This window comes from Rhodococcus sp. DN22, assembly GCF_036669995.1.
GTDB lineage: Bacteria > Actinomycetota > Actinomycetes > Mycobacteriales > Mycobacteriaceae > Rhodococcus_F > Rhodococcus_F erythropolis.
Map to the genome: position 1 here is coordinate 4,901,198 of NZ_CP133326.1, position 19,431 is coordinate 4,920,628.

At 62.5% G+C, this 19,431-nt stretch carries 20 protein-coding genes; 13 read left to right on the plus strand and 7 right to left on the minus strand.

Annotation, left to right across the window (positions count from 1 at the left end; all coding sequences use genetic code 11):
* Positions 1 to 105: 105 nt before the first annotated feature.
* From RA302_RS22320 to RA302_RS22330, 3 genes are all read left to right on the plus strand, one after another.
* Positions 106 to 2,022 carry a propionyl-CoA synthetase gene (locus RA302_RS22320; protein WP_030535392.1) on the plus strand — a complete coding sequence of 639 codons (1,917 nt, stop codon included), beginning with the start codon at positions 106 to 108 and terminating at the stop codon, positions 2,020 to 2,022.
* Positions 2,023 to 2,114: 92 nt separating this feature from the next.
* Entirely contained in the window at positions 2,115 to 2,960 is an 846-nt protein-coding gene (locus tag RA302_RS22325) for a mycofactocin-coupled SDR family oxidoreductase (RefSeq protein WP_020970454.1), read from the plus strand.
* A gap of 301 nt (positions 2,961 to 3,261) precedes the next feature.
* Complete coding sequence (locus RA302_RS22330; RefSeq protein ID WP_230587459.1) at positions 3,262 to 3,771, plus strand: hypothetical protein; 510 nt, start codon at positions 3,262 to 3,264, stop codon at positions 3,769 to 3,771.
* A 7-nt stretch (positions 3,772 to 3,778) separates the two neighbouring features.
* On the opposite strand, the gene RA302_RS22335 is transcribed toward RA302_RS22330, so the two are convergent.
* Complete coding sequence (locus RA302_RS22335) at positions 3,779 to 4,165, minus strand: DUF1304 domain-containing protein (RefSeq protein ID WP_030535390.1); 387 nt, start codon at positions 4,163 to 4,165, stop codon at positions 3,779 to 3,781.
* An 87-nt stretch (positions 4,166 to 4,252) separates the two neighbouring features.
* Here RA302_RS22335 and RA302_RS22340 point away from each other — a divergent pair, with 87 nt between their 5' ends.
* Positions 4,253 to 4,837, plus strand: coding sequence for a TetR/AcrR family transcriptional regulator (locus RA302_RS22340; RefSeq protein WP_030535389.1), 585 nt, complete (start codon positions 4,253 to 4,255; stop codon positions 4,835 to 4,837).
* Between the two features lie 57 nt (positions 4,838 to 4,894).
* Positions 4,895 to 5,515: a GNAT family N-acetyltransferase gene (locus tag RA302_RS22345; RefSeq protein WP_051720802.1), complete on the plus strand. Its 621-nt coding sequence runs from the start codon at positions 4,895 to 4,897 to the stop codon at positions 5,513 to 5,515.
* On the opposite strand, the gene RA302_RS22350 is transcribed toward RA302_RS22345, so the two are convergent.
* Positions 5,473 to 6,063, minus strand: a complete 591-nt coding sequence (locus RA302_RS22350) for a TetR/AcrR family transcriptional regulator (protein ID WP_007733425.1) — start codon at positions 6,061 to 6,063, stop codon at positions 5,473 to 5,475. The genes RA302_RS22345 and RA302_RS22350 overlap by 43 nt on opposite strands.
* Before the next feature lie 113 nt (positions 6,064 to 6,176).
* Here RA302_RS22350 and RA302_RS22355 point away from each other — a divergent pair, with 113 nt between their 5' ends.
* The 3 genes from RA302_RS22355 to RA302_RS22365 all read left to right on the plus strand — a co-directional run bounded on the left by RA302_RS22355 (position 6,177) and on the right by RA302_RS22365 (position 8,521).
* On the plus strand, positions 6,177 to 7,415 hold the full coding sequence (locus RA302_RS22355) for an MFS transporter (protein ID WP_003940229.1): 1,239 nt from the start codon (positions 6,177 to 6,179) through the stop codon (positions 7,413 to 7,415).
* Between the two features lie 134 nt (positions 7,416 to 7,549).
* Complete coding sequence (locus RA302_RS22360; RefSeq protein WP_021332236.1) at positions 7,550 to 7,996, plus strand: hypothetical protein; 447 nt, start codon at positions 7,550 to 7,552, stop codon at positions 7,994 to 7,996.
* A gap of 156 nt (positions 7,997 to 8,152) precedes the next feature.
* Positions 8,153 to 8,521 (plus strand): VOC family protein, encoded by a 369-nt coding sequence (locus RA302_RS22365; protein WP_003939994.1) that lies wholly within the window; start codon positions 8,153 to 8,155, stop codon positions 8,519 to 8,521.
* Between the two features lie 4 nt (positions 8,522 to 8,525).
* On the opposite strand, the gene RA302_RS22370 is transcribed toward RA302_RS22365, so the two are convergent.
* On the minus strand, positions 8,526 to 9,872 hold the full coding sequence (locus tag RA302_RS22370) for a deoxyribodipyrimidine photo-lyase (protein WP_030535387.1): 1,347 nt from the start codon (positions 9,870 to 9,872) through the stop codon (positions 8,526 to 8,528).
* Positions 9,873 to 9,882: 10 nt separating this feature from the next.
* Positions 9,883 to 10,470, minus strand: coding sequence for a TetR/AcrR family transcriptional regulator (locus RA302_RS22375; protein WP_030535386.1), 588 nt, complete (start codon positions 10,468 to 10,470; stop codon positions 9,883 to 9,885).
* A 76-nt stretch (positions 10,471 to 10,546) separates the two neighbouring features.
* Between RA302_RS22375 and RA302_RS22380 the strand changes: the two genes are divergently transcribed.
* Entirely contained in the window at positions 10,547 to 10,924 is a 378-nt protein-coding gene (locus RA302_RS22380) for a DUF952 domain-containing protein (RefSeq protein ID WP_030535385.1), read from the plus strand.
* Here the strand turns inward: RA302_RS22380 and RA302_RS22385 are convergent.
* Positions 10,921 to 11,916 carry an ABC transporter permease gene (locus RA302_RS22385; RefSeq protein ID WP_338478047.1) on the minus strand — a complete coding sequence of 332 codons (996 nt, stop codon included), beginning with the start codon at positions 11,914 to 11,916 and terminating at the stop codon, positions 10,921 to 10,923. The genes RA302_RS22380 and RA302_RS22385 overlap by 4 nt on opposite strands.
* An 89-nt stretch (positions 11,917 to 12,005) precedes the next feature.
* Here RA302_RS22385 and RA302_RS22390 point away from each other — a divergent pair, with 89 nt between their 5' ends.
* From RA302_RS22390 to RA302_RS22400, 3 genes are read left to right on the plus strand one after another with little or no spacing between them, the layout of a single operon-like run.
* Complete coding sequence (locus RA302_RS22390; protein WP_029256004.1) at positions 12,006 to 12,581, plus strand: TetR/AcrR family transcriptional regulator; 576 nt, start codon at positions 12,006 to 12,008, stop codon at positions 12,579 to 12,581.
* A 40-nt stretch (positions 12,582 to 12,621) separates the two neighbouring features.
* Positions 12,622 to 13,326 (plus strand): response regulator, encoded by a 705-nt coding sequence (locus RA302_RS22395; protein ID WP_003939853.1) that lies wholly within the window; start codon positions 12,622 to 12,624, stop codon positions 13,324 to 13,326.
* The gene (locus tag RA302_RS22400; protein WP_030535383.1) at positions 13,323 to 14,666 is read left to right on the plus strand and encodes a HAMP domain-containing sensor histidine kinase; all 1,344 of its coding nucleotides are present in this window, start codon (positions 13,323 to 13,325) and stop codon (positions 14,664 to 14,666) included. The genes RA302_RS22395 and RA302_RS22400 overlap by 4 nt, the downstream gene beginning before the upstream one ends.
* Before the next feature lie 4 nt (positions 14,667 to 14,670).
* Here RA302_RS22400 and RA302_RS22405 read toward each other — a convergent pair whose 3' ends face one another.
* Positions 14,671 to 16,947: a bifunctional SulP family inorganic anion transporter/carbonic anhydrase gene (locus RA302_RS22405; protein WP_030535382.1), complete on the minus strand. Its 2,277-nt coding sequence runs from the start codon at positions 16,945 to 16,947 to the stop codon at positions 14,671 to 14,673.
* A gap of 324 nt (positions 16,948 to 17,271) precedes the next feature.
* Between RA302_RS22405 and mgrA the strand changes: the two genes are divergently transcribed.
* Positions 17,272 to 18,303 carry an L-glyceraldehyde 3-phosphate reductase gene (mgrA, locus tag RA302_RS22410; protein WP_007733451.1) on the plus strand — a complete coding sequence of 344 codons (1,032 nt, stop codon included), beginning with the start codon at positions 17,272 to 17,274 and terminating at the stop codon, positions 18,301 to 18,303.
* A gap of 13 nt (positions 18,304 to 18,316) precedes the next feature.
* On the opposite strand, the gene ppk2 is transcribed toward mgrA, so the two are convergent.
* Positions 18,317 to 19,282 (minus strand): polyphosphate kinase 2, encoded by a 966-nt coding sequence (gene ppk2 / locus RA302_RS22415; RefSeq protein ID WP_003940295.1) that lies wholly within the window; start codon positions 19,280 to 19,282, stop codon positions 18,317 to 18,319.
* Positions 19,283 to 19,431: the final 149 nt, after the last annotated feature.

The window sequence follows — 19,431 nt, forward strand, 5'->3', positions numbered from 1 at the left end:
CGCAAAGGGACGGTACCCCCACCGCTACTGAGGCGCACCGCACTGACGGTGACCTAAGGTGTTTCAGGTCACCGGTAAGCGAAGTTCACGAGAGGACACACGTCGATGAGCTCTTCCGAGCAGGCGTCCCACACCACGTATGCCGACGCATATCGCGAGAGCATGGATCAGCCGGAGAAGTTCTGGCTCGACGCTGCGCGGGCCGTCGACTGGGATGTCGCGCCCACCAAGGCTCTCGACGACTCTGCCGCGCCGATCTATCGCTGGTTCCCGGATGCTTCGCTCAACACCAGCTTCAATGCCCTCGATCGGCACGTCCGCGACGGCCGCGGCGATCAGACCGCGTTGATCTTCGACTCCGCGATGGTCCCCACCAAGGCCACGTACACCTACGCCGAATTGCTCGAGCAGGTCTCACTCTTCGCCGGCGTCTTGAAAGATCAGGGTGTGGTGGCGGGCGACCGCGTGATCATCTACATGCCGATGATCCCCGAGGCTGCGATCGCGATGCTCGCGTGTGCGCGAATCGGCGCGGTGCATTCGGTGGTGTTCGGCGGCTTTGCGGCCAAGGAGCTCGCAACCCGTATCGACGACGCCGGTCCAGTGGTGCTCGTGACGGCGTCCGGCGGCCTCGAACCCGGACGAACAATCGAGTACCTGCCGATGGTCGAGAAGGCTCTGCAACTGTCCGCCACTCCCGCGCACACCGTGATCGTGAAGAATCGCGAGCAGATTCCCGGTGCAGCTTCCGACTACAAGTCAAGTGCCGCAGCCTGGTTCGACTGGGACGAGCTGATCGCCGACGCCACCCCGGCCGACCCGGTGTCGGTCGCCGCGACGGATCCGCTCTACATCCTCTACACCTCGGGAACGACCGGTAAGCCCAAGGGCGTCGTCCGGGACAACGGTGGCCATGCCGTTGCGCTGACGTGGACCATGAAGAATCTGTACGACATCAGCCCAGGACAGGTGTGGTGGACCGCCTCCGACGTCGGCTGGGTGGTCGGCCACTCCTACATCGTCTACGGACCGTTGCTCGCCGGAGCCACGACGGTCATGTACGAAGGCAAGCCCGTCGGCACCCCCGACGCCGGTGCGTTCTGGCGCATCATTTCCGAATACACCGTGTCGGCACTCTTCACCGCTCCGACAGCGATCCGCGCGGTCCGCAAGGCCGACCCGGACGCAAAAGAGCTTGCCAAGTACGACATCTCGTCGCTCGACACACTCTTCGCGGCCGGCGAGCGCTTGGATCCCGACACCTACGAGTGGGCTACTCGGATTCTCGATCGCCCGGTGGTCGATCACTGGTGGCAGACAGAAACCGGTTGGGCCATCTGCGCGAATCTGCGCGGCCTCGAACCGATGGAGATCAAAGCGGGCTCACCCACCGTCGCCTGCCCCGGATACCGCGTCGAAATCGTCGACGGCAAGGGCGAACTCGTGGGTCCGGGCACCGAGGGCAACATCGTGATCGGCCTGCCGCTTCCTCCCGGAACACTCGCCGGACTGTGGCGTGACGAGGACCGGTACGTGAAGTCCTACCTGTCGACTTTCGAAGGGTATTACCTCACCGGCGACTCCGGGTACATCGACGAGGACAACTACGTCTTCGTGCTCGGACGAAGTGACGACGTGATCAACGTTGCCGGACATCGCCTTTCGACCGGAAGCATGGAGGCCGTCGTCGCCGGCCACCCGGCTGTCGCCGAATGCGCGGTCATCGGCATTCACGACGAACTCAAGGGGCAACGGCCGAGCGGTTACGTCGTGCTCAAGTCCGGCGTCGACATCGATCCCGAAACACTCCGACAGGAACTGGTCGCGCGGGTGCGAGACCAGATCGGTGCCGTCGCCACGTTCCGGGACGTCACCGTCGTCGCCGCACTACCGAAGACTCGTTCCGGCAAGATCCTCCGCAAGACCATGCGGCAGATCGCCGACAACGAGGAGTACACGGTCCCGTCGACCATCGAGGACGCGAGCGTATTGGACGAGTTGTCCAAACTCCTTCGCGGATAAGGATTCAGCGAATTCCCCTGTCTGTCTGCCTCCGGACGTAGCAGTATGAACACGTTCCAGTTTCGGCGATTCACACGGGCAGGGGAAGTTCGATGGGCAATTTGGACGGTCAGGTCGCATTCATCACCGGAGCGGCGCGTGGTCAAGGGCGCGCGCATGCCGTCAAGCTCGCGTCCGAGGGCGCGGACATCATCGCGGTGGATCTCTGCGCGCCGGTCGCAACGGCGGGGTACGACATGGCCACCGAAGCCGACCTCGCCCAGACCGTCGCCCTGGTCGAAGCTCAGGGCCGGCGCATCGTCGCGTCCGTCGCGGACACTCGCGACCTTGATGCCCTGAAATCAGCGGTCGACGCCGGAGTCGAGAAACTCGGCCGACTGGACATCGTGATCGCCAACGCGGGAATCGCGGCGTCGGCGAAATTGTCCTGGGACCTGAGCGCCGAAGAGTTCCGCGAGCTGATGGACATCAACGTCACCGGCGTCTGGTTGACGACCAAGGTGTCGATTCCGCACATCATGAACGGCAATCGAGGTGGATCCATTGTGTTGATCAGCTCGATGGCCGGGCTTCGAGGCGTGCCGGGGATTGCCCATTACTCCGCGTCCAAGCACGCCGTTCGGGGGTTGGCGAAGTCTCTGGCCAACGAACTCGGCTGGGCAGACATCCGAGTCAACTCCGTACACCCGGGCAATGTGCGTACGACGATGATCGACAACGAACCGATGGTTCGTGCGTTCCGTCCAGACTTGGAGAATCCTGTCCTCGCCGATACCGCTCCGATCATGTCGAAGCTGAATCTGCTGCCCCACCCGTGGGTCGACCCCGAAGTGATTGCGGATGCGGTGTTCTATCTGGTGGGGCCGGCCGGGCGCGGGATCACCGGCATCGCGTTGCCGATCGATCTCGGCACCTCGGAAAAATTCGCCGGCGGCTGAAGGCCCGAACTGATGCAGAATTGCCTCTGCCGGATGGGTCTCGAGCACCATCCGGCAGAGGCAATTCCGGCTTGATCAAGCCTTCGTAGCAACAGAACAAGTAGTCGACAACCTCATAGGCGCTCCTCGTCTGGCGTGGGAAAAACCGTTGTGGGATGCGCAACAAACCCAAGACCCAGCGTAGAAGCATTTGGCCGCAAACGCGCGTCATTCGGCACTATTTTTTTGGATTCGGGCATACTGGACAACGCTCCCACCACGTATTATGGACCCGAGTTCACACTTACAGGGGGTAGGCACAGTGACGGTCAAATACGCCGTAATGGACCCGATTCACGGAAAAGTCGAGATCTCGTTCGATGTCGACACGGGGGTCGTCGACGTCCGAAACGGCAACTCACACGCTCTGTTGACGCGTCGAGTCGATGCCCCGCGCCGTGAAGGCACACCCATCGGAACGCGCGCCACCGCCGACTTGTTCTTCACTGTCGGTGGCGACGAAGTCGAACTCACTGTCGGCAAAGGGTTTCTGTCCCGTCGCTCGTACTCTGTCTCGGCACTCGTCGACGGCGTGAGTTTGAACTTCGCCCCAGTCGACGACGCGAACAGTGCATTCACCCGCGACGGATTGCGGATCGGGCACTTCTCCAAGAACGAGGAATCCGATCCCAGACAGACCGACGCAGTCTGGTCGAGCACGCCGAGCACCGACGAACTTGTCATCGGTTACGCCCTGGCCGAAGCCTTCGATTGCGGAGCACTCAACGGGGCTTTTGCGTTGATCGAATCACTGGTGCTCGGCGGCGGATAGAGACCACTCAAAGCAGGTGGATTACCAGCAGAACAACGGCAATAGCTGGGAAAAGCATCTGTACGACGGCTGCGCGGGCTTTGTCGGGAGACGAGAGAATCAGCACCAATCCCGCGGCAACCATCGATCCTGTGCCTGCCAGGACGAGGGCAATTCCGACCGACGCGGAGCCGGTCGCCGCAATCACGATGCCGACCGCCGATACGATCGCCAAGAAAAGGTTGTAAAAGCCCTGGTTGAAGGCCAGCGGCTGCGTGGTGATCGCCTCTTCCTCGGACTTCACGCCGAACGCGGCGCGGGTCTTCGGGGCCGTCCAGAGAATCGATTCGAGGACAAAAATGTATACGTGCACTGCTGCGGCCAGTCCCGCGAAGATGTAGCCGGCGACGTTCATCGGTGAGCTCCTGTTGCTTCGAGTGAATTCTGTATCGTTCGGTCCAATATATACTGGACCGAACGATACAGAAAGAGCGAGGCTTTGATGGGCAGATCACAAGAATTCGACACAACAGCCGTGGTCGCTGCCGCTTTGGACGTTTTCTGGGCACGCGGATACGAAGGTGCCTCACTCGGCGACCTCGAATCCGCGACGGGGCTGAGTCGGTCAAGTCTCTACAACTCGTTCACCAACAAGCGCGGATTGTTCGACGCCGCCGTGCAGATGTACCTCGACCATGTCATCCGGCCACGTCTGCGCAGCCTCACGACAAATCCCGGGGCAGACGCAGTCGACGACTACCTTTCCTCGCTTGCGCAAGCGATCGGCACCATGACCGCCGACTCGCCTCGGCGCGGTTGCCTACTTCTCAATACGGCTGCCGGACTCGGCGCGCACGACGATGCGGCGGCCGCAGTGATCCGCGCGTACCGCCGAGAACTCGCCGACGCGATCAACAGTGGATTACACGCCGCGTTTCCAACCGAGACAGACGCCACGCTCTCAGATCGCACTCGAATCCTTCTCTCCTGCACGGTAAGTGCATTGGTACTCGCACGAGTTGACACCGAAGAGGCCATCGCAACTCTCGAATCTGCGCGCCGACTGAACGCAGAGTGGCAGGGATAATGACCGGAGAGCTCACGCCATTGCCCGCCATCAGGCGGGTAGGCGATGATGCTTCACGTGCCCAAGTTGACCACGCCCGCTATCGCCGCTGGATATCTCCGGGGAATGGACCAACCCTCGATCCACGTCGGGACTTTCGCGATTCTCCGACCCTGGACCCGCGACGACGCACCGGCCGTCATGGAAGCCTTTCGCGATCCGTCGATTCAGCGTTGGCACATCCGCCGCGCCGACTCGATCGACGAAGCACTGGGTTGGCTCACCCAGTGGAGAGACGGGTGGGCAAGCGAATCCGAATGCCATTGGGCGATCGCCGCTCCCGAGACAAATGAACTCCTCGGCCGAATCGCAGCAAAGGGGGTGAATTTGTGGGACGGCACTGCCGAGCTCGCGTATTGGGTGACCCCAGCGGCGCGCGGCCGCGGACTGTGCACCCAGTCTGTAACCGCACTGTCCGAGTGGGCATTCCGCGAAGCGGGGTTTCATCGACTGGAACTCGAGCACTCGATCCACAACCCACGATCGTGCCGAGTCGCCACCAAAGCAGGGTTCAGCGAAGAAGGTGTTCGACGAAGCTCCGCCAGGCACGCCGACGGCTGGCACGACATGCACGTCCACGCCCGACTACGTAGCGATCAGCCTTCGGCAACGACTCGCGCCGCGAGGGCAAGCGTCTGATCCACCAATTCCGCAACTCGCTGCGGCACAACCGGTTCGAGGTCGAACAGAATTCGGTAGATGATCGGCGCCACTACATGGTCGACCACCGAATCACCATCCACGCCGGCAGCTTCCGGCCAACGCGCGAGGATCACGTCGATCTGCGTCCGACAGAAGAAGGCACACTTGAACTTCTTCGTACCGTCCGGTGCATGCGTCTGATCGTCGCTCATCAACACGTCACGCAACGAAGCACGACCGACAGGCGCAGACATCTCCTCGAGGTACTCCTGCGCCCAAATCGTCAGATCCCCTCGGAGCGAGCCCGTTTCACGCGGGTCGGCGTCCGGGCGCAATCTCTCGATCGAGACGTCGGCAAAGACTTCGTTGATGTCACCCCACCGCCGATAGATGGTCGACGGGGTCACTCCCGCATCGGTCGCGATCATCGGCACCGTGATCTCTGCCCGATCACGCTGTTCCAACAACTTGCGCGCCGACGCATGCACGGCCTGTTGGATGCGCGCACTACGGCCACCGGGGCGCGGACCTGCGGACGGACTCATAAATCCAATACTAACGCAAAGATGTTGCATTAGGCTACGGCCAGGCGTAGCGTCCCAAACGCAAAGTATTTGCGTTTGAAGTCTTCACCACCCGCACGGGAAGCGCTACGACAATGACAACGACCGTTTCACCTCAGACCGAGAGCACTTCACGCCCACGCCTTGGGCGAGGCGTCGCTTTCACACTCATCGCCGTCATCATCGCTACGTTCCTGGGCGCATCCGCGACCCCGACACCGTTGTACGAGCACTATCAACAGTTGTGGGGATTCTCCTCGCTGGCGTCGACGCTCGTGTTCGGCATCTACGCTCTCGCATTGCTCGCCACGCTCCTGACCGCCGGATCCCTGTCCGATCACATCGGCAGGCGCCCGGTCCTGCTCGGAGCACTCGCGCTCGAGGCAGTCTCGCTCGCGCTGTTCGCCTCGGCCGACGGGTTGACCATCCTGCTCATCGCCCGGGTCGTACAGGGTGTTGCCACCGGCGCTGCAATCAGTGCTCTGGGTTCGGCATTGATCGACCTCGAACGCACTCCGGGCCGAGGATCGATCATCAACAGCGTCGCTCCGACGATGGGGCTTGCAGTCGGAGCAGTGGGTTCGAGCCTCATCAGCGAGCACCTGCCCCGGCCCACCAGCACTGTCTACCTGGTCCTTCTCGTGCTTGTCATTCTCGAGATCTTCGGAGTATGGGCCGCTCCCGAGACTTCGGGCGGACGCCCCGGAGCCTGGCAGTCCCTGCGCCCCACACTGGCCGTTCCTCGTCAGGCGCGCACGATGATTGCCCTGACCGCACCGTGCCTGATCGCGGTCTGGGCGCTGGGAGGTTTCTACCTCTCACTCGGACCTGCATTGGCGCGCAACGCACTTGACGTTCACAGCTCCCTCATCGGTGCCATCATGGTTGCAACACTGACAGGATTCGGAGCGGCAGCAGTACTCACCTTCCGCAAACTCGGCGGCCGGACCGTGATGCTGATCGGAACCACCGCCTTGGTGCTCGGGGTGGCCGTCACACTCATCGGTGCTGAAACATCCTCTGCCGTATTGATTCTGGTCGGTACGGCTGTTGCAGGTATCGGCTTCGGAGCAGGATTCCAAGGAACTATCCTCACCGTCATGCCGCTGGCCGAGAACCACGAACGCGCGGGTTTGTTGTCCACCGTCTACGTCATCGCATATCTGGCCAACAGTCTTCCCGCCTTGCTGGCCGGCTACCTGGTCGGCAAGGTCGGATTGGTGGATACGACGCGTGGCTACGGAGCACTCGTCATGGTGCTCGCGGCGGCCGCACTGATCGGACTGCTGGTCACCGGCGAGCGAAAGGTCGAAGCCGTCTCGGTGTCGGAGTAGGTGTCCCCCGATCGGTGGACACACCGTTCCGCCTGCACAGGGTCCGGGGAGTGGACATACGACATCGATCTGCTCCGACATAGTTGTCTTCGAGAGAGCCAACCGAACGCTCACCCGGACAAAGGACACCGTCGATGACGAACCCACGCTACGTAGTTGCCGCAATCACAGCTCTGGCCGCCGGCGCCCTCACGTTGGGATTGAGCGGAATCGCCAGTGCCGGAACCCTTCCCACAACCGGCAACAGCATCACGATGACGATCAGCAACGACACCGAACAGACAATTCATCTCGAAGGCGCCGACAACCCCTACGGACAGTGGATGCAGAGCCCACGCCAGTCGCTCGCGCCCCACGAGACCGAAATCGTCACGGCGTACAACCAGGACCCGCGCGGCCTGACGGTCGACGTCGTCTATTCCACTCCCGGCGGCGGACAAGCTGTCTTCATGGCCAACGACTATCCGCAGTTCGACACCGACGGAACCCGCACCACCGACCCTGATCACTACTTCATCTCGAGCTACATCGACGGCTACTACCCGAACCTGAGCGTCGGGTACCACCTCAGTGCGGTGTGACTGCAGCAGTCGTCATAAGTAATCCATCTGCCTCTCAGACGCACTTGTTCTTGGACATTCGTCCGGCGCGCGGGGATTGTTGAACGCAGCCCCGCACGACCAGGCACACGCCCCGTTGCCGGTGGCCCGAACATCAACGGGAGAGGGAAAACCACAGTGCGACTACCCAACCAGTTTCTGATCTACGTCAGCGATGCCGCCTCCGCAGCAGCGTTCTACGGCGAATTGTTCGACGCGAAGCCTGAGGTCCTCAGCCCTCGGTACATGACCTTCGACCTCGGCGGCGGTGTGGTCCTTGCACTGTGGAGCGGCAAGTCCCGCGACCTCGATCCCGCGACACCGCGCAATTTCGAAGTCGGCATCTTGGTCGACGGCGGGAGCAACGAAATTCGGGCGATCCACGACGAGTGGGTGGCCAAGGGAGTCGAGGTCGTCGAAGAACCCAACGAAGATGTCTTCGGTCTGACGTTCGTCATTTCAGATCTGGACGGAAACCGCGTCCGCGTAGCGCCCGCAGATCACTGAGCACTCAGCCTTTGATCTCGCCGTACCGGCGCAAGGCTTCCTCACGCTCGTGCGCGTGATCGACGATCGGGTCCGGGTAGTCGACTGGGCGCATCGCCTTCAACGAGTGGACGGCCTTCCCGGGAACATCGCGAAGTTCGGGGACCCACCGACGGACGTATGTGCCGTCGGGATCGAACTTCTCCCCTTGCGTGATCGGGTTGAAGACGCGGAAGAAAGGCGAAGCATCCGTACCCGACCCGGCAGTCCACTGCCACCCGTGCTGATTGGAGGCCAAGTCACCGTCCACCAGTTGCGACATGAAGTACCGTGCGCCGCGCCACCACGGAATGTGCAGGTCCTTCACCAGGAATGACGCGACGATCATTCGGACCCGATTGTGCATCCAGTTCTCGGCGGCGAGTTGCCGCATGCCGGCATCCACGATCGGGAAGCCGGTCTTGCCTTCACACCAGGCCGTGAAGGCGGCGTCTGCGTCGACTCCCTCGTCGTGACGTAAACGGTCGAACTTGTCGTCGTAGTTCTTCCGCGCGCTGTCGGGGCGCTGAAACAGGATGTCTGCGTAGAAGTCTCGCCAAGCAAGCTGGCGACGGTACGCCTGAGCGCCGTCTCCGAGTCGCTTGGAGAGATCTGCCAACATGGTTCTCGGATGAATCGTGCCGTACTTGAGCGGGATCGACATCCGGCTCGTGGTGTCGAGGTCGGGGCGATTTCGTTCGTCATCGTACCGGTCAAGATCGTTCTCGCAGTATTCTTTCCACTGTTCGAGCGCACCGGTCTCACCGACGACATCGCTGACGGTGCCGGACGGCGCGGGGATACTCACCCGGCGCGGGCCACCGTCCTTCTCTCTCGGATCGAACCAACGGACCGTCCCCGCATCGGTCGACGCGGGGCCCCGCCAACCATGTTCCATCCACTGACGGAAGTACGGCGTGAACACCTTGTACGGATCACCGTCCGCCTTGGTGACGCGTCCGGGCGCCACGGCATATGGTGACCCGGTGGCGATCAACTCCACCTTCTCGGCCACGGCCGCGTCGCGCCGTCGGCCGTAGGGCCCGTAGTCGGCACTGATGTGAACTTCTTCGGCGCCAACGGATTCCGCCACGCGGGGCACCACGTCTGCCGGATCACCTCGAACAACCATCAATCGTCCGTCGAGCTGGTTGTCGAGTGCCGACAAGTTGGCGAACAGTTGATTCTGGCGGGGTGAGCCTGCCGGTCCGAGCAACTTCTCGTCGAGGACGAACAAACCCAACGTCTGTCCGCCGGCATCCGCCGCTGCAGTCAGAGTCGGAAGATCACCGACCCTCAGATCGCGTCGAAACCAGATCACAGAGTTACTCACCCAGTCGAGCCTACCGATCAGATCTCAGAACGCATCCCACCGCGCGGGCCGCCAGTTGCGCCGCTCTTTCGGCTGTCGGTTCGGAGGTGAGCCCGAGCAGTCGCCGCCGGTGCTCCTCCCCGAGCAGCAAGGTGTACAACTGATCCGCGCACAGCGCAGCCTTCTGGCCGTGCTGATCGATCAAAATCTTCTCCAGAAAGGCAATCGACTTGGCCGGGCCGGATTTGTAGAACGCTGCGGCCAATTCAGGGAACTGCACGGCCTCGCCGATCATCATGCGGTGCAGCGCAATCGAGTTTTCGCTGTGCAGGGCGATGACGATGTCCACTGCAGCGGCGAGCAGGTCGGACTGGCCCTCGCCGGCATTGTCGACGTACGCGTGCTGACGCGCAACCGCAGCTGCAAAGACCGCAGACTTGTCGCCGAAGTAGCTGTACACGGTCCGCTTGGCGACGCCGGCCACCGTGGCAATGCCCTCGATGGTAGTTCGGGCGAACCCGACATCTCGAAACGAGTCGACAGCGACGTCGAGAATCTCGTTGCGTCGTTCGGCGCGTTCGGCGTCACTGGTTCTCCCACGTCTGCGCGGTTGCTCCATAAAGTCCCCTGTTACCGTGCCGGTAAATTAATGCTACGTTGACGTTTCATTAATTCGAATACTACAGGAGCACTGCATGACCGGACAACGACTCGTCCACGTCGCTATCGCCGACGACTGGGAAGCATGCAAGCGTTTCGGTGAGTACGAGGTCTCGACGCGCGGAATCAGTTACGACGAGGCAGGATTCATTCGCGCAACGACCCCGGACGCACTCACTTCGGTGCTCGATCTGGTGTTCGGCGACCTCACATTGCCGCTGGTCGTCGCCGTCATCGATCAGGACGCCCTGACCTCCGCGGGCATCGACGTCGAATGGGAGGCGGAAAAGCCCCGAATCCTCCGACCTCTACCGATGGACGAGGACACCGTGGTCGCCGAACTGGCCGTGGAACGCGTTGACGGGGTCTGGCCGATTCCCGACCTGACCCCGTACGCAAGCTGCGCCGGCTAGACCAGCGCAGCCTCCGGTTCGATAACCGGCGCCGACGCCTTCTTCCGGCCGGCAGCCACGCACAGCGCGATCCCGACGGCAATCCAGCACACCAGCACCAGAAGTGGCGTGGTGGCGCCATGGCCGTCGAAGAACGCCATCGAACGGACGGATGCTCCTGCGGCGCCAGGTGGGAGCAGCTGCCCCAATGCGCCCCAGCCTGCGGGCAACCACGCGGCAGTTGTCGCCATCCCCGAGAGTGGGTTTCCGATGAACATCATCGTGACGGCGCCCAACGCGAACCCCTTCATCCCGAGCAGGGATTCGAGCCCCAAAATGGGAAGCGAGATGGCCGACATGCCCATGGTGAGTGCGAGCGCGGTGAGCAGGTAGTTTCCGTCAAGACTGTTGGTGCCGAACTGCAGAATGGCAGTCAGTGCAAAACCCGCGACCACCGCGACGCCGGCAGCGCCCAACACTCGCTTGACGATGCTGCGCGGAAACAGTTGCACGAGAACAACAGCGGGCATGATTCCGCCGAACATCAAGGGCAAGGCCAATGCCGTGAGCCCAGCACCGGTCGGGTCGTCCGCCGTCAACGGCACAACGTCTTCGACGGGAACCTTTGCCCCCGAGGCCTCCGAGAGGCCGTTGGCCACCCCGGTCAGGGTCTGGGCGATCGGGGTTCCGCCTGCAGTCGCGATCAACACGTGAGGACCGTTGGCATCAACGGCGATTCCGCCGACCACGTCGCGATTCCGAATCGCGTCACGCAGGGCGTCGGCGTCGGCGAATTCTCGAGTATCGAAGGCGCCTTGCTTACTCGCCTCGAGCGAGGTGCTGATCTGTTCGGTTGCCGCAACTGGACCGGTGATGCCCAACTTCAGTTCGTGCGGGCCACTGTTGACCGAGGGCAGTACGAAGGCAAGCAGCATCAGCCCGATCACGGCGGACAAGCCCAACACCACAGCCACCAACTTCTTGCGGTCCTGTGCTTCAACTTCGGCGTTCATAACTACCCTCCCTAAGTGGAAGTTTTTCCTCCACTATTTGTGGAAGATATTCCTCCGGTTATGATGAACTGTCAATACCGGAGGTGGATGTGCGAGCCGATGCACGTGAACGCAGAAACGCAATAGTCGACGCCGCACGAGCGGTGTTCACCGAACGCGGGCACGACGCGCCGCTCGATGCAGTCGCAGAACTCGCGAAAGTGGGCATCGCCACGCTGTATCGAAACTTTCCGACGCGCGAGGACCTCGTGACCGCCGTCGCCGTCGCAACACTGACCGATGTCCGCGAGGCTGCCGACATCGCACTCACGGCAATGTCCACCGATCCGACAAACGCGTGGCACACGCTGGTGGACCGCCTCGTGGAACTGCGCCTGGGTGCGCTCATTCCTGCACTGGTGGAACGCAGTTTCACCGAGCTGGCGCCCGAAGTTCTCGCGGTGCGTGAGGTGACGAAAACGAAGATGACCGCGACGATCGGCGCCGCTCAGAGCGCCGGACTGGTCCGCGCCGATCTGCAACCGCTCGAATTCGTCATGGCTCTGGCCAAACTGACGCGCCCGCAAATCGAGTTGTCCGACGAAGCCATGCCGAACCTGGTCCCGCGGTTGGTCGCGGTGTTCATGGCCGGTCTGCGTCCGGACGGTACCGACTTGCCGGTCTGATCGGCGAAACCCGACGTACCAGGCAAGGCACAATGGGGCTGTGACCGAGATACCGAAAATCCTCGTAGTCGACGACGACGCAGACGTCCTGACCTCACTCGAACGCGGATTGCGGCTCTCGGGATTCACCGTACTGACGGCGGTGGACGGCGCCGACGCGCTCCGAGTGATCTCCGACAAACGACCGGACGCGGTAGTCCTCGACATCAACATGCCGGTGCTCGACGGCACCGGTGTGGTGACGGCGCTTCGTGCCGCCGGCAACGAAATCCCGATCTGCGTGCTCAGTGCGCGCAACTCGGTCGACGATCGCATCGCCGGGCTCGAATCCGGTGCAGACGACTACATGGTCAAACCGTTTGTTCTTGCCGAACTGGTTGCACGGATCCGCGCAATGCTCCGTCGCAGCAACACTCCGGCCGGCGATCACTCCGAGGGTACGAATACCCTGCGGGTCGGAAACCTCGACATCGATCTCTCCGGTCGCCGGGTTCGTGTCGACGGCAAGGAAGTACCGCTCACCAAACGCGAATTCGAGCTACTCGAAGTGCTCGCACACAATTCAGGCATCGTGCTCACTCGCGAACGTCTCCTCGAACTGGTGTGGGGCTACGACTTCGTCGCCGACACGAACGTCGTGGACGTCTTCATCGGCTATCTGCGTCGAAAGTTCGAATCCGGTGGTTCACCTCGTCTGCTGCATACGGTTCGCGGCGTCGGGTTTGTGCTTCGGGAGAACCCGTGAAGCGTCGCCGCTTCTCACTACGAACTCGCGTTGCCGCGGCCGCGGCACTGGGGGCGACGTTCATCGTCATCGCACTCGGTGTGGTCGTTGCACTGGCTATCGCACGAAATAATCTAGCGCAATTGGACCGCCGACTCGAGACGGCATCGACGGTCATCGTGGCCAATGCGGCTACAGCGGGACCTTTTCTCGGCGCGTTCGGAGACGGCGGCGCCTTTTCCGTGACCATCCGCTCCGATACCGACGGAACCGTCAAATCCAGTACCCCGACGCGACTGCCCGAACTACCGGTCGGCTCGGCGACCGTCGACGTGGACGGTACGAAGTACCGGGCATATACCGCCGAGGCCGACGGGATCAATGCCCTTGTCTCGCTGGCGGTTCCCTATGCCGAAGCGCGAGACATCACAGTCGACCAACAGCGACAGGTTGCGTTCTTCGGCGTCGGGGCCGTAGCGGCCGCAGCTGCGTTGGGATGGTTGTTCGGTGGCCCGGCGGTGCGCCCCCTCGTGGAGTTGACCCGCCGGATCGCCAGGCGCGATCCCGATCTCGCCACCGAGGTTTCCGGAATCCGTGAAGCGGACGAGCTTGCCGCAGCAGCAGAATCGATGCTCAGCGACGTCGCTCGAGCGCAAGCCGCAACCAACTCCGCCCTTGCCGCCGCCCGAGATTTTGCGTCCGCCTCGGCTCACGAACTCCGAACTCCGTTGACAGCAATGCGAACCGACATCGAAGTGTTGTCCATTCACGACCTCGATCACGAACAAAGACGCGAGATCCTCACAGATCTGGCCCGCGCGCAGGGCCGCGTCGAGTCAACTCTGAGAGACCTCGAGCGCCTGGCGAAGGGTGAACTCTCGACGGCCGAGGATTTCAAGGACACCGATTTGACCGAGGTCTGCGACATCGCTGCCGACGACGCACGCCGACATCATCCTGGGCTCAACGTCGGCGTCGTCACGGTGGATTCCCCACTCCCCTATTGCATCCGGGCCCTTCCCGGCGGAATCCGGTTGATCCTCGACAACGCGATCACCAATGCAGTCCGCCACGGCGGCGCGAGCGCGGTGCGCATCACCCTCGCTCGCCCGGCCGATTCACCGGACACCGTCACGATCACGATCGACGACAACGGTTGCGGAATACCGGCCGAGGAACGCTCGAGCGTGTTCGAGCGCTTCACTCGCGGATCGACGGCAGGCAAGACAGGCTCCGGTTTGGGCCTGGCGCTGGTGGCGCAGCAGGCGGCCCTGCACGGCGGACGGACGACATTTCACGACAGTCCACTCGGCGGGGCTCGCCTGCTGGTCGAACTCAGGGATCAGCCCGGACCCGAATAGCCCTTCAGGTCTCGATCAACTGGCCGATCCCCGACGCTGTCACTTCGATGACCCGAGCCGAGCCGATGTCGAAGAACAGTCCGGCGATACGCAGGCGACCATCCACACGGGCCTGACCGACGAGAGGATGGCGTTCGAGAGTCTGCAATTGGACTGCGACATTGACCATTCCGAGCTGATCGACCTCCGAGAAACCTGCCTCGGCCGCAGCACGCGCGACCGGATGGCCACTCGTATAGGCCTGCAAGCTCGTCTCCGCATGCCGCAGCCATTCACCGACGACTCCCGATTCCGACGGACCGTTGGTCAGGAGTGCTTGCATCGCGCCGCAGCCCGAATGTCCGCACACGACCACCGAACTGACACCCAACTCGTCGATCCCGAAGGCCAGTGCCGCTTCCACCGACGTATCGCGGCCGCCGGCAGGAACCAGGTTTCCGACATTGCGCACGGTGAACAGGTCACCGGGGCCACTGCTCGTGATGATGTTCGGCACCACTCGCGAATCTGCGCAGGTGAGGAAAAGGGAGTCGGGGTTCTGCCCGTCGCGCAACTGATCCATGTGCGGCCGTATCGCTTCGGCGCGATGGCGATGATAGTTGGACACCCCGTCGAGAATGGGCCGCAAGGCCGGCGGGCTGCTCAGATTCCTCCCCGAAGCCTGTGGTTGCCAACTGCCCCACGGCGCGAGCAAGCCGCGCAGGTCGGTGACTGCGGCGCCGCGCTTCGGCGGACCGGTGGTCGCGCTCTCCATACTCACCGAGCCGACTTCGTCGATGATCACCGAACCACCTGCCAACTCGTACTGCCTCGCCCACTCTTCGATGACGTCGAAGACGGCATGGTCGAGGAAGTCGACAGACAGCTCGACGGTGACGTCCGACCGCGGTGGGAGTCCGGCGAGCACCGACGTCAGCTTGGGCAGCACCAGGAAGGTGCACGAGCCTTCGACCAGGACGCGCCACTTCCCGGAATCGTTGTCGCCCAACTCTTCTGCGGTGACAGTTGCGCGGATGACACGCCACACCAGGAGGGCGATGGCCAGCGCCAACCCGATCAGGACGCCCTCGAGCAGATTCAAGAACACGACGCCGACCACCGTGATGCCGTACACCCACAGATCACCGGTCCGTCGCGCCAACCGAATGTGCGCCAGCTTGACCAGTTGAATACCGATGACAATCAACAGTCCGGCCAATGCAGACTTCGGAATCTGCTGGACCAACCCGGCGAGCGCAGCCGAGAACAGCAGAATCCACAGGCCGTGCATGATCGACGACGCGCGGGACTTCGCCCCGGCCTCGACATTGGTCGCACTGCGCACGATCACCCCGGTGACCGGAAGGCCGCCGATGGCCCCGGACACCATGTTCGCGGTGCCCTGGCCGAGCATCTCGCGATCGAAGTTCGACCGCGGGCCCGAGTGCATCTTGTCCACGGCCACGGCCGAGAGCAGACTCTCCACACTGGCGATCAGGGCGATGGTGAGGATGCCGGTTGCGACGCCGAGCCACTGGCCGTCGGGCAGAGCGGGGAGTCCGATCGAGTCCAGCAAAGATCCGTCGAGAGCAATACGCTCGACGTAGATCGGCAGCGCCAGCGAAGCGAGAGTTGCCAATACGATGCCCACCAACGCCGCCGGAACCTTGCGGACACCGGCAGGGAGATAGCGCCACCCGAGAAGGGTGGCGATGACGACGAGTCCGATCATCAGGTCCTCGACATGCAAGGCACCGATCTGTGCGGGCAACTGCCGTAGATTGTCCAGCGCCGAGCTGGCCGAGCTTCCACCCAACAACACGTGAACCTGTTGTAGCGCAATGGTGATGCCGATACCGGCGAGCATCGCATGCACCACCACTGGAGCAATAGCCAGCGCCGCACGGGCAATTCGGCTGAGCCCGAACACGATCTGCAGAATTCCGGCGCCGACGGTGATCAGGCAGGTGACTTTCCACCCGAACTTGCCGATCAGTTCGGCGACCACCACGGTCAGGCCGGCTGCGGGACCACTGACTTGCAGCGGTGAACCTCCCACAGCTCCGGCCACCACTCCGCCGACGATTGCGGCGATCAGACCTGCCATGATCGGCGCCCCGGAGGCGATCGCAATTCCCAATGACAGGGGAAGCGCCACCAGGAATACGACCAGCGACGCCGGCACGTCGTATCTGATCAGTTGCTCGAGATATCGCCGGCTTCCACCACCCGGCGGAGACGAATCCCCCACGACGCTCTCGTCTGCGGATGATTGTGCGTGCACTACGGACTGCGTCGACATAGATCTCCTCGCCGGACCCCGGATCCGGCTGCTGGGCAACATGTTCGAAGCGAATCGGCGATCGGTATCGCCGATCGACTGTGACCATGGTAACCGCGATTCCTTACCGTTCCCTTAGATGCGAGCCCAGACGTGGTCGACGTCACCGCCGCCCGGCACTGTGACTCGAACCTGAACATCGGTCCAAAATATCGATCGAATTGCTTTAAACCGCAAGCATTTTGACTGACACACCTCCAGCGGCCGGCACACCTGAGCGCCGTCGGCGATAATGGTCGGGAGTGAACGCTCAACCGCAAACACAACGATGTGAAGGCAGGCACCATGTCCGATCAGTACGTCGCCGCGCAGGACCGCTACGAAGCCATGCCGTACCGCCGAACCGGTCGGAGCGGTCTCAAACTCCCGGCCATCTCGCTGGGCCTCTGGCACAACTTCGGCGACGACGTACCGATCGAGAACCAGCGCGCAGTTCTGCGGCGGGCATTCGATCTCGGAATCACCCACTTCGATCTTGCGAACAACTACGGTCCCCCGTACGGAAGCGCCGAGACGAACTTCGGCAGGATCCTGCGTGAGGATTTCTCTTCGTACCGCGAGGAATTGGTCATCTCGTCCAAAGCCGGCTGGGACATGTGGCCCGGCCCCTACGGATTCGGTGGTTCCCGCAAGTATTTGCTGTCGTCCCTCGATCAGTCGCTCGGACGACTCGGCGTCGACTATGTCGACATCTTCTACAGCCATCGCCCTGACGCCGAAACTCCGATCGACGAGACCGCAGGCGCCCTGATCAGCGCTGTCCAGCAGGGCAAGGCCCTGTACGCGGGTATCAGTTCGTACTCGCCGGAGCGCACCCGTGAAATCGCCGCACTGCTCGCCGCTGCGGGGGTTCCGCTCTTGATCCACCAGCCGAGCTATTCGATGCTGAACCGCTGGATAGAGCAGGACCTGCTGTCGGCTGTCGACGATCTCGGCGTCGGCGTCATCGCGTTCTCACCACTCGCTCAAGGCATGCTCACCGATCGCTATCTGAACGGCGTCCCCGAGGATTCCCGTGCAGCTCAAGGTAAGTCACTGGATCCGTCGTGGTTGACCGACGACGCTCTCACCCACATCCGCGCGCTCAACGACATCGCGGCAGACCGCGGCCAGTCGCTGGCTCAGCTGGCACTGAGCTGGGCACTCCGCGATTCGCGGGTCACCTCGGTACTGATCGGTGCGTCCAGTGTCGCCCAACTCGAAGCCAACGTCGGCGCGCTCGACAATCTCGAATTCAGCGCAGCCGAACTGGCCTCCATAGATCAGCACGCCAAGGACAGCGGAATCAATCTGTGGGCAGAGGCCAGTTCGATCTGAGCGATCACCTGCGCTAGAGCTGAGGCAACTCCACGTTCACGTGCTCGCCCTCTTCGAATACGGCCGACGCCGGCCCGACGATCAAGGGATCCGGAGTACCGACAGCCCGGTGATCCTTGTTGGGATAGTCGAAGCTGGCGAGCACGTGACGCATCGCCTCGAGGCGAGCGCGCTTCTTGTCGTTGCTCTTGATCACCGTCCAGGGCGCATCCCCGGTATCGGTGTAGAAGAACATGGCTTCCTTGGCCTGGGTGTAGTCGTCCCACTTGTCGAGCGAAGCCAGATCGGTCGGTGAGAGCTTCCACTGACGCACCGGGTCCGTTCGGCGGGCCGCGAACCGCGCCAACTGCTCTTCGCGGCTGACCGAGAACCACAGCTTGTGCAGATGAATCCCGGAGTTGACGAGCATCCGCTCGAAGTCCGGGGTCTCTCTCATGAACTCGAGATACTGCGTCGGCGTGCAGTAACCCATCACTCGTTCGACGCCGGCGCGGTTGTACCAGGACCGGTCCATCATCACTATCTCGCCGCCGCTGGGTAGGTGTGCGACATAGCGTTGGAAATACCACTGCGTCCGCTCGATGTCGGTGGGCTTCTCGAGCGCGACCACGCGGGCTCCACGGGGATTGAGATGCTCGGTGAATCTCTTGATCGACCCGCCCTTACCGGCAGCATCGCGACCTTCGAAGATGATGAGCACCTTCTGACCGGTTTCCTTGACCCACAACTGCAGCTTGAGCAGCTCGATCTGCAGACGCCGCTTCTTCCGCTCGTACTCGCGGCGCGACATCTTCTTCTCGTAGGGGTAACCCTGCTTCCAGGCATCCGCGAACTCCGAAGGCTCCAGCACGCCGAGCTTGTGCTTGAGACTCGACAGCTCGTCGATCTCGGCCGCGTAATCCTCGGTGACGGAAATTCTGGTCGACGGGGTCGGCAGGTCAGGAACCCGACCGTCCACACCGCTGGCGTCGGGGCTCATGAATACGCACTCCCTGTCGTCGAAATGAACGAACGTCCGGAAAGTGAATTTTACGCGCCGAAGCCCGCTCCCGCGGGTCCGAAGAGAATGTTGCTTGGCATCGAGGAGGTAACGACAGGTCCGGCTTCCCAGTCGCCGAACCCACACGC

What these genes read in the sequence shown, in the direction of transcription:
- mgrA (WP_007733451.1), top strand. Translation starts at nt 17,272, where the DNA reads ATGTCCGATCAGTACGTCGCCGCGCAGGACCGCTACGAAGCCATGCCG.
- RA302_RS22320 (WP_030535392.1), top strand. Translation starts at nt 106, where the DNA reads ATGAGCTCTTCCGAGCAGGCGTCCCACACCACGTATGCCGACGCATAT.
- RA302_RS22405 (WP_030535382.1), bottom strand. Translation starts at nt 16,947, where the DNA reads ATGTCGACGCAGTCCGTAGTGCACGCACAATCATCCGCAGACGAGAGC.
- RA302_RS22375 (WP_030535386.1), bottom strand. Translation starts at nt 10,470, where the DNA reads ATGGAGCAACCGCGCAGACGTGGGAGAACCAGTGACGCCGAACGCGCC.
- RA302_RS22385 (WP_338478047.1), bottom strand. Translation starts at nt 11,916, where the DNA reads ATGAACGCCGAAGTTGAAGCACAGGACCGCAAGAAGTTGGTGGCTGTG.
- RA302_RS22360 (WP_021332236.1), top strand. Translation starts at nt 7,550, where the DNA reads ATGACGAACCCACGCTACGTAGTTGCCGCAATCACAGCTCTGGCCGCC.
- ppk2 (WP_003940295.1), bottom strand. Translation starts at nt 19,282, where the DNA reads ATGAGCCCCGACGCCAGCGGTGTGGACGGTCGGGTTCCTGACCTGCCG.
- RA302_RS22335 (WP_030535390.1), bottom strand. Translation starts at nt 4,165, where the DNA reads ATGAACGTCGCCGGCTACATCTTCGCGGGACTGGCCGCAGCAGTGCAC.
- RA302_RS22325 (WP_020970454.1), top strand. Translation starts at nt 2,115, where the DNA reads ATGGGCAATTTGGACGGTCAGGTCGCATTCATCACCGGAGCGGCGCGT.
- RA302_RS22340 (WP_030535389.1), top strand. Translation starts at nt 4,253, where the DNA reads ATGGGCAGATCACAAGAATTCGACACAACAGCCGTGGTCGCTGCCGCT.
- RA302_RS22380 (WP_030535385.1), top strand. Translation starts at nt 10,547, where the DNA reads ATGACCGGACAACGACTCGTCCACGTCGCTATCGCCGACGACTGGGAA.
- RA302_RS22350 (WP_007733425.1), bottom strand. Translation starts at nt 6,063, where the DNA reads ATGAGTCCGTCCGCAGGTCCGCGCCCCGGTGGCCGTAGTGCGCGCATC.
- RA302_RS22355 (WP_003940229.1), top strand. Translation starts at nt 6,177, where the DNA reads ATGACAACGACCGTTTCACCTCAGACCGAGAGCACTTCACGCCCACGC.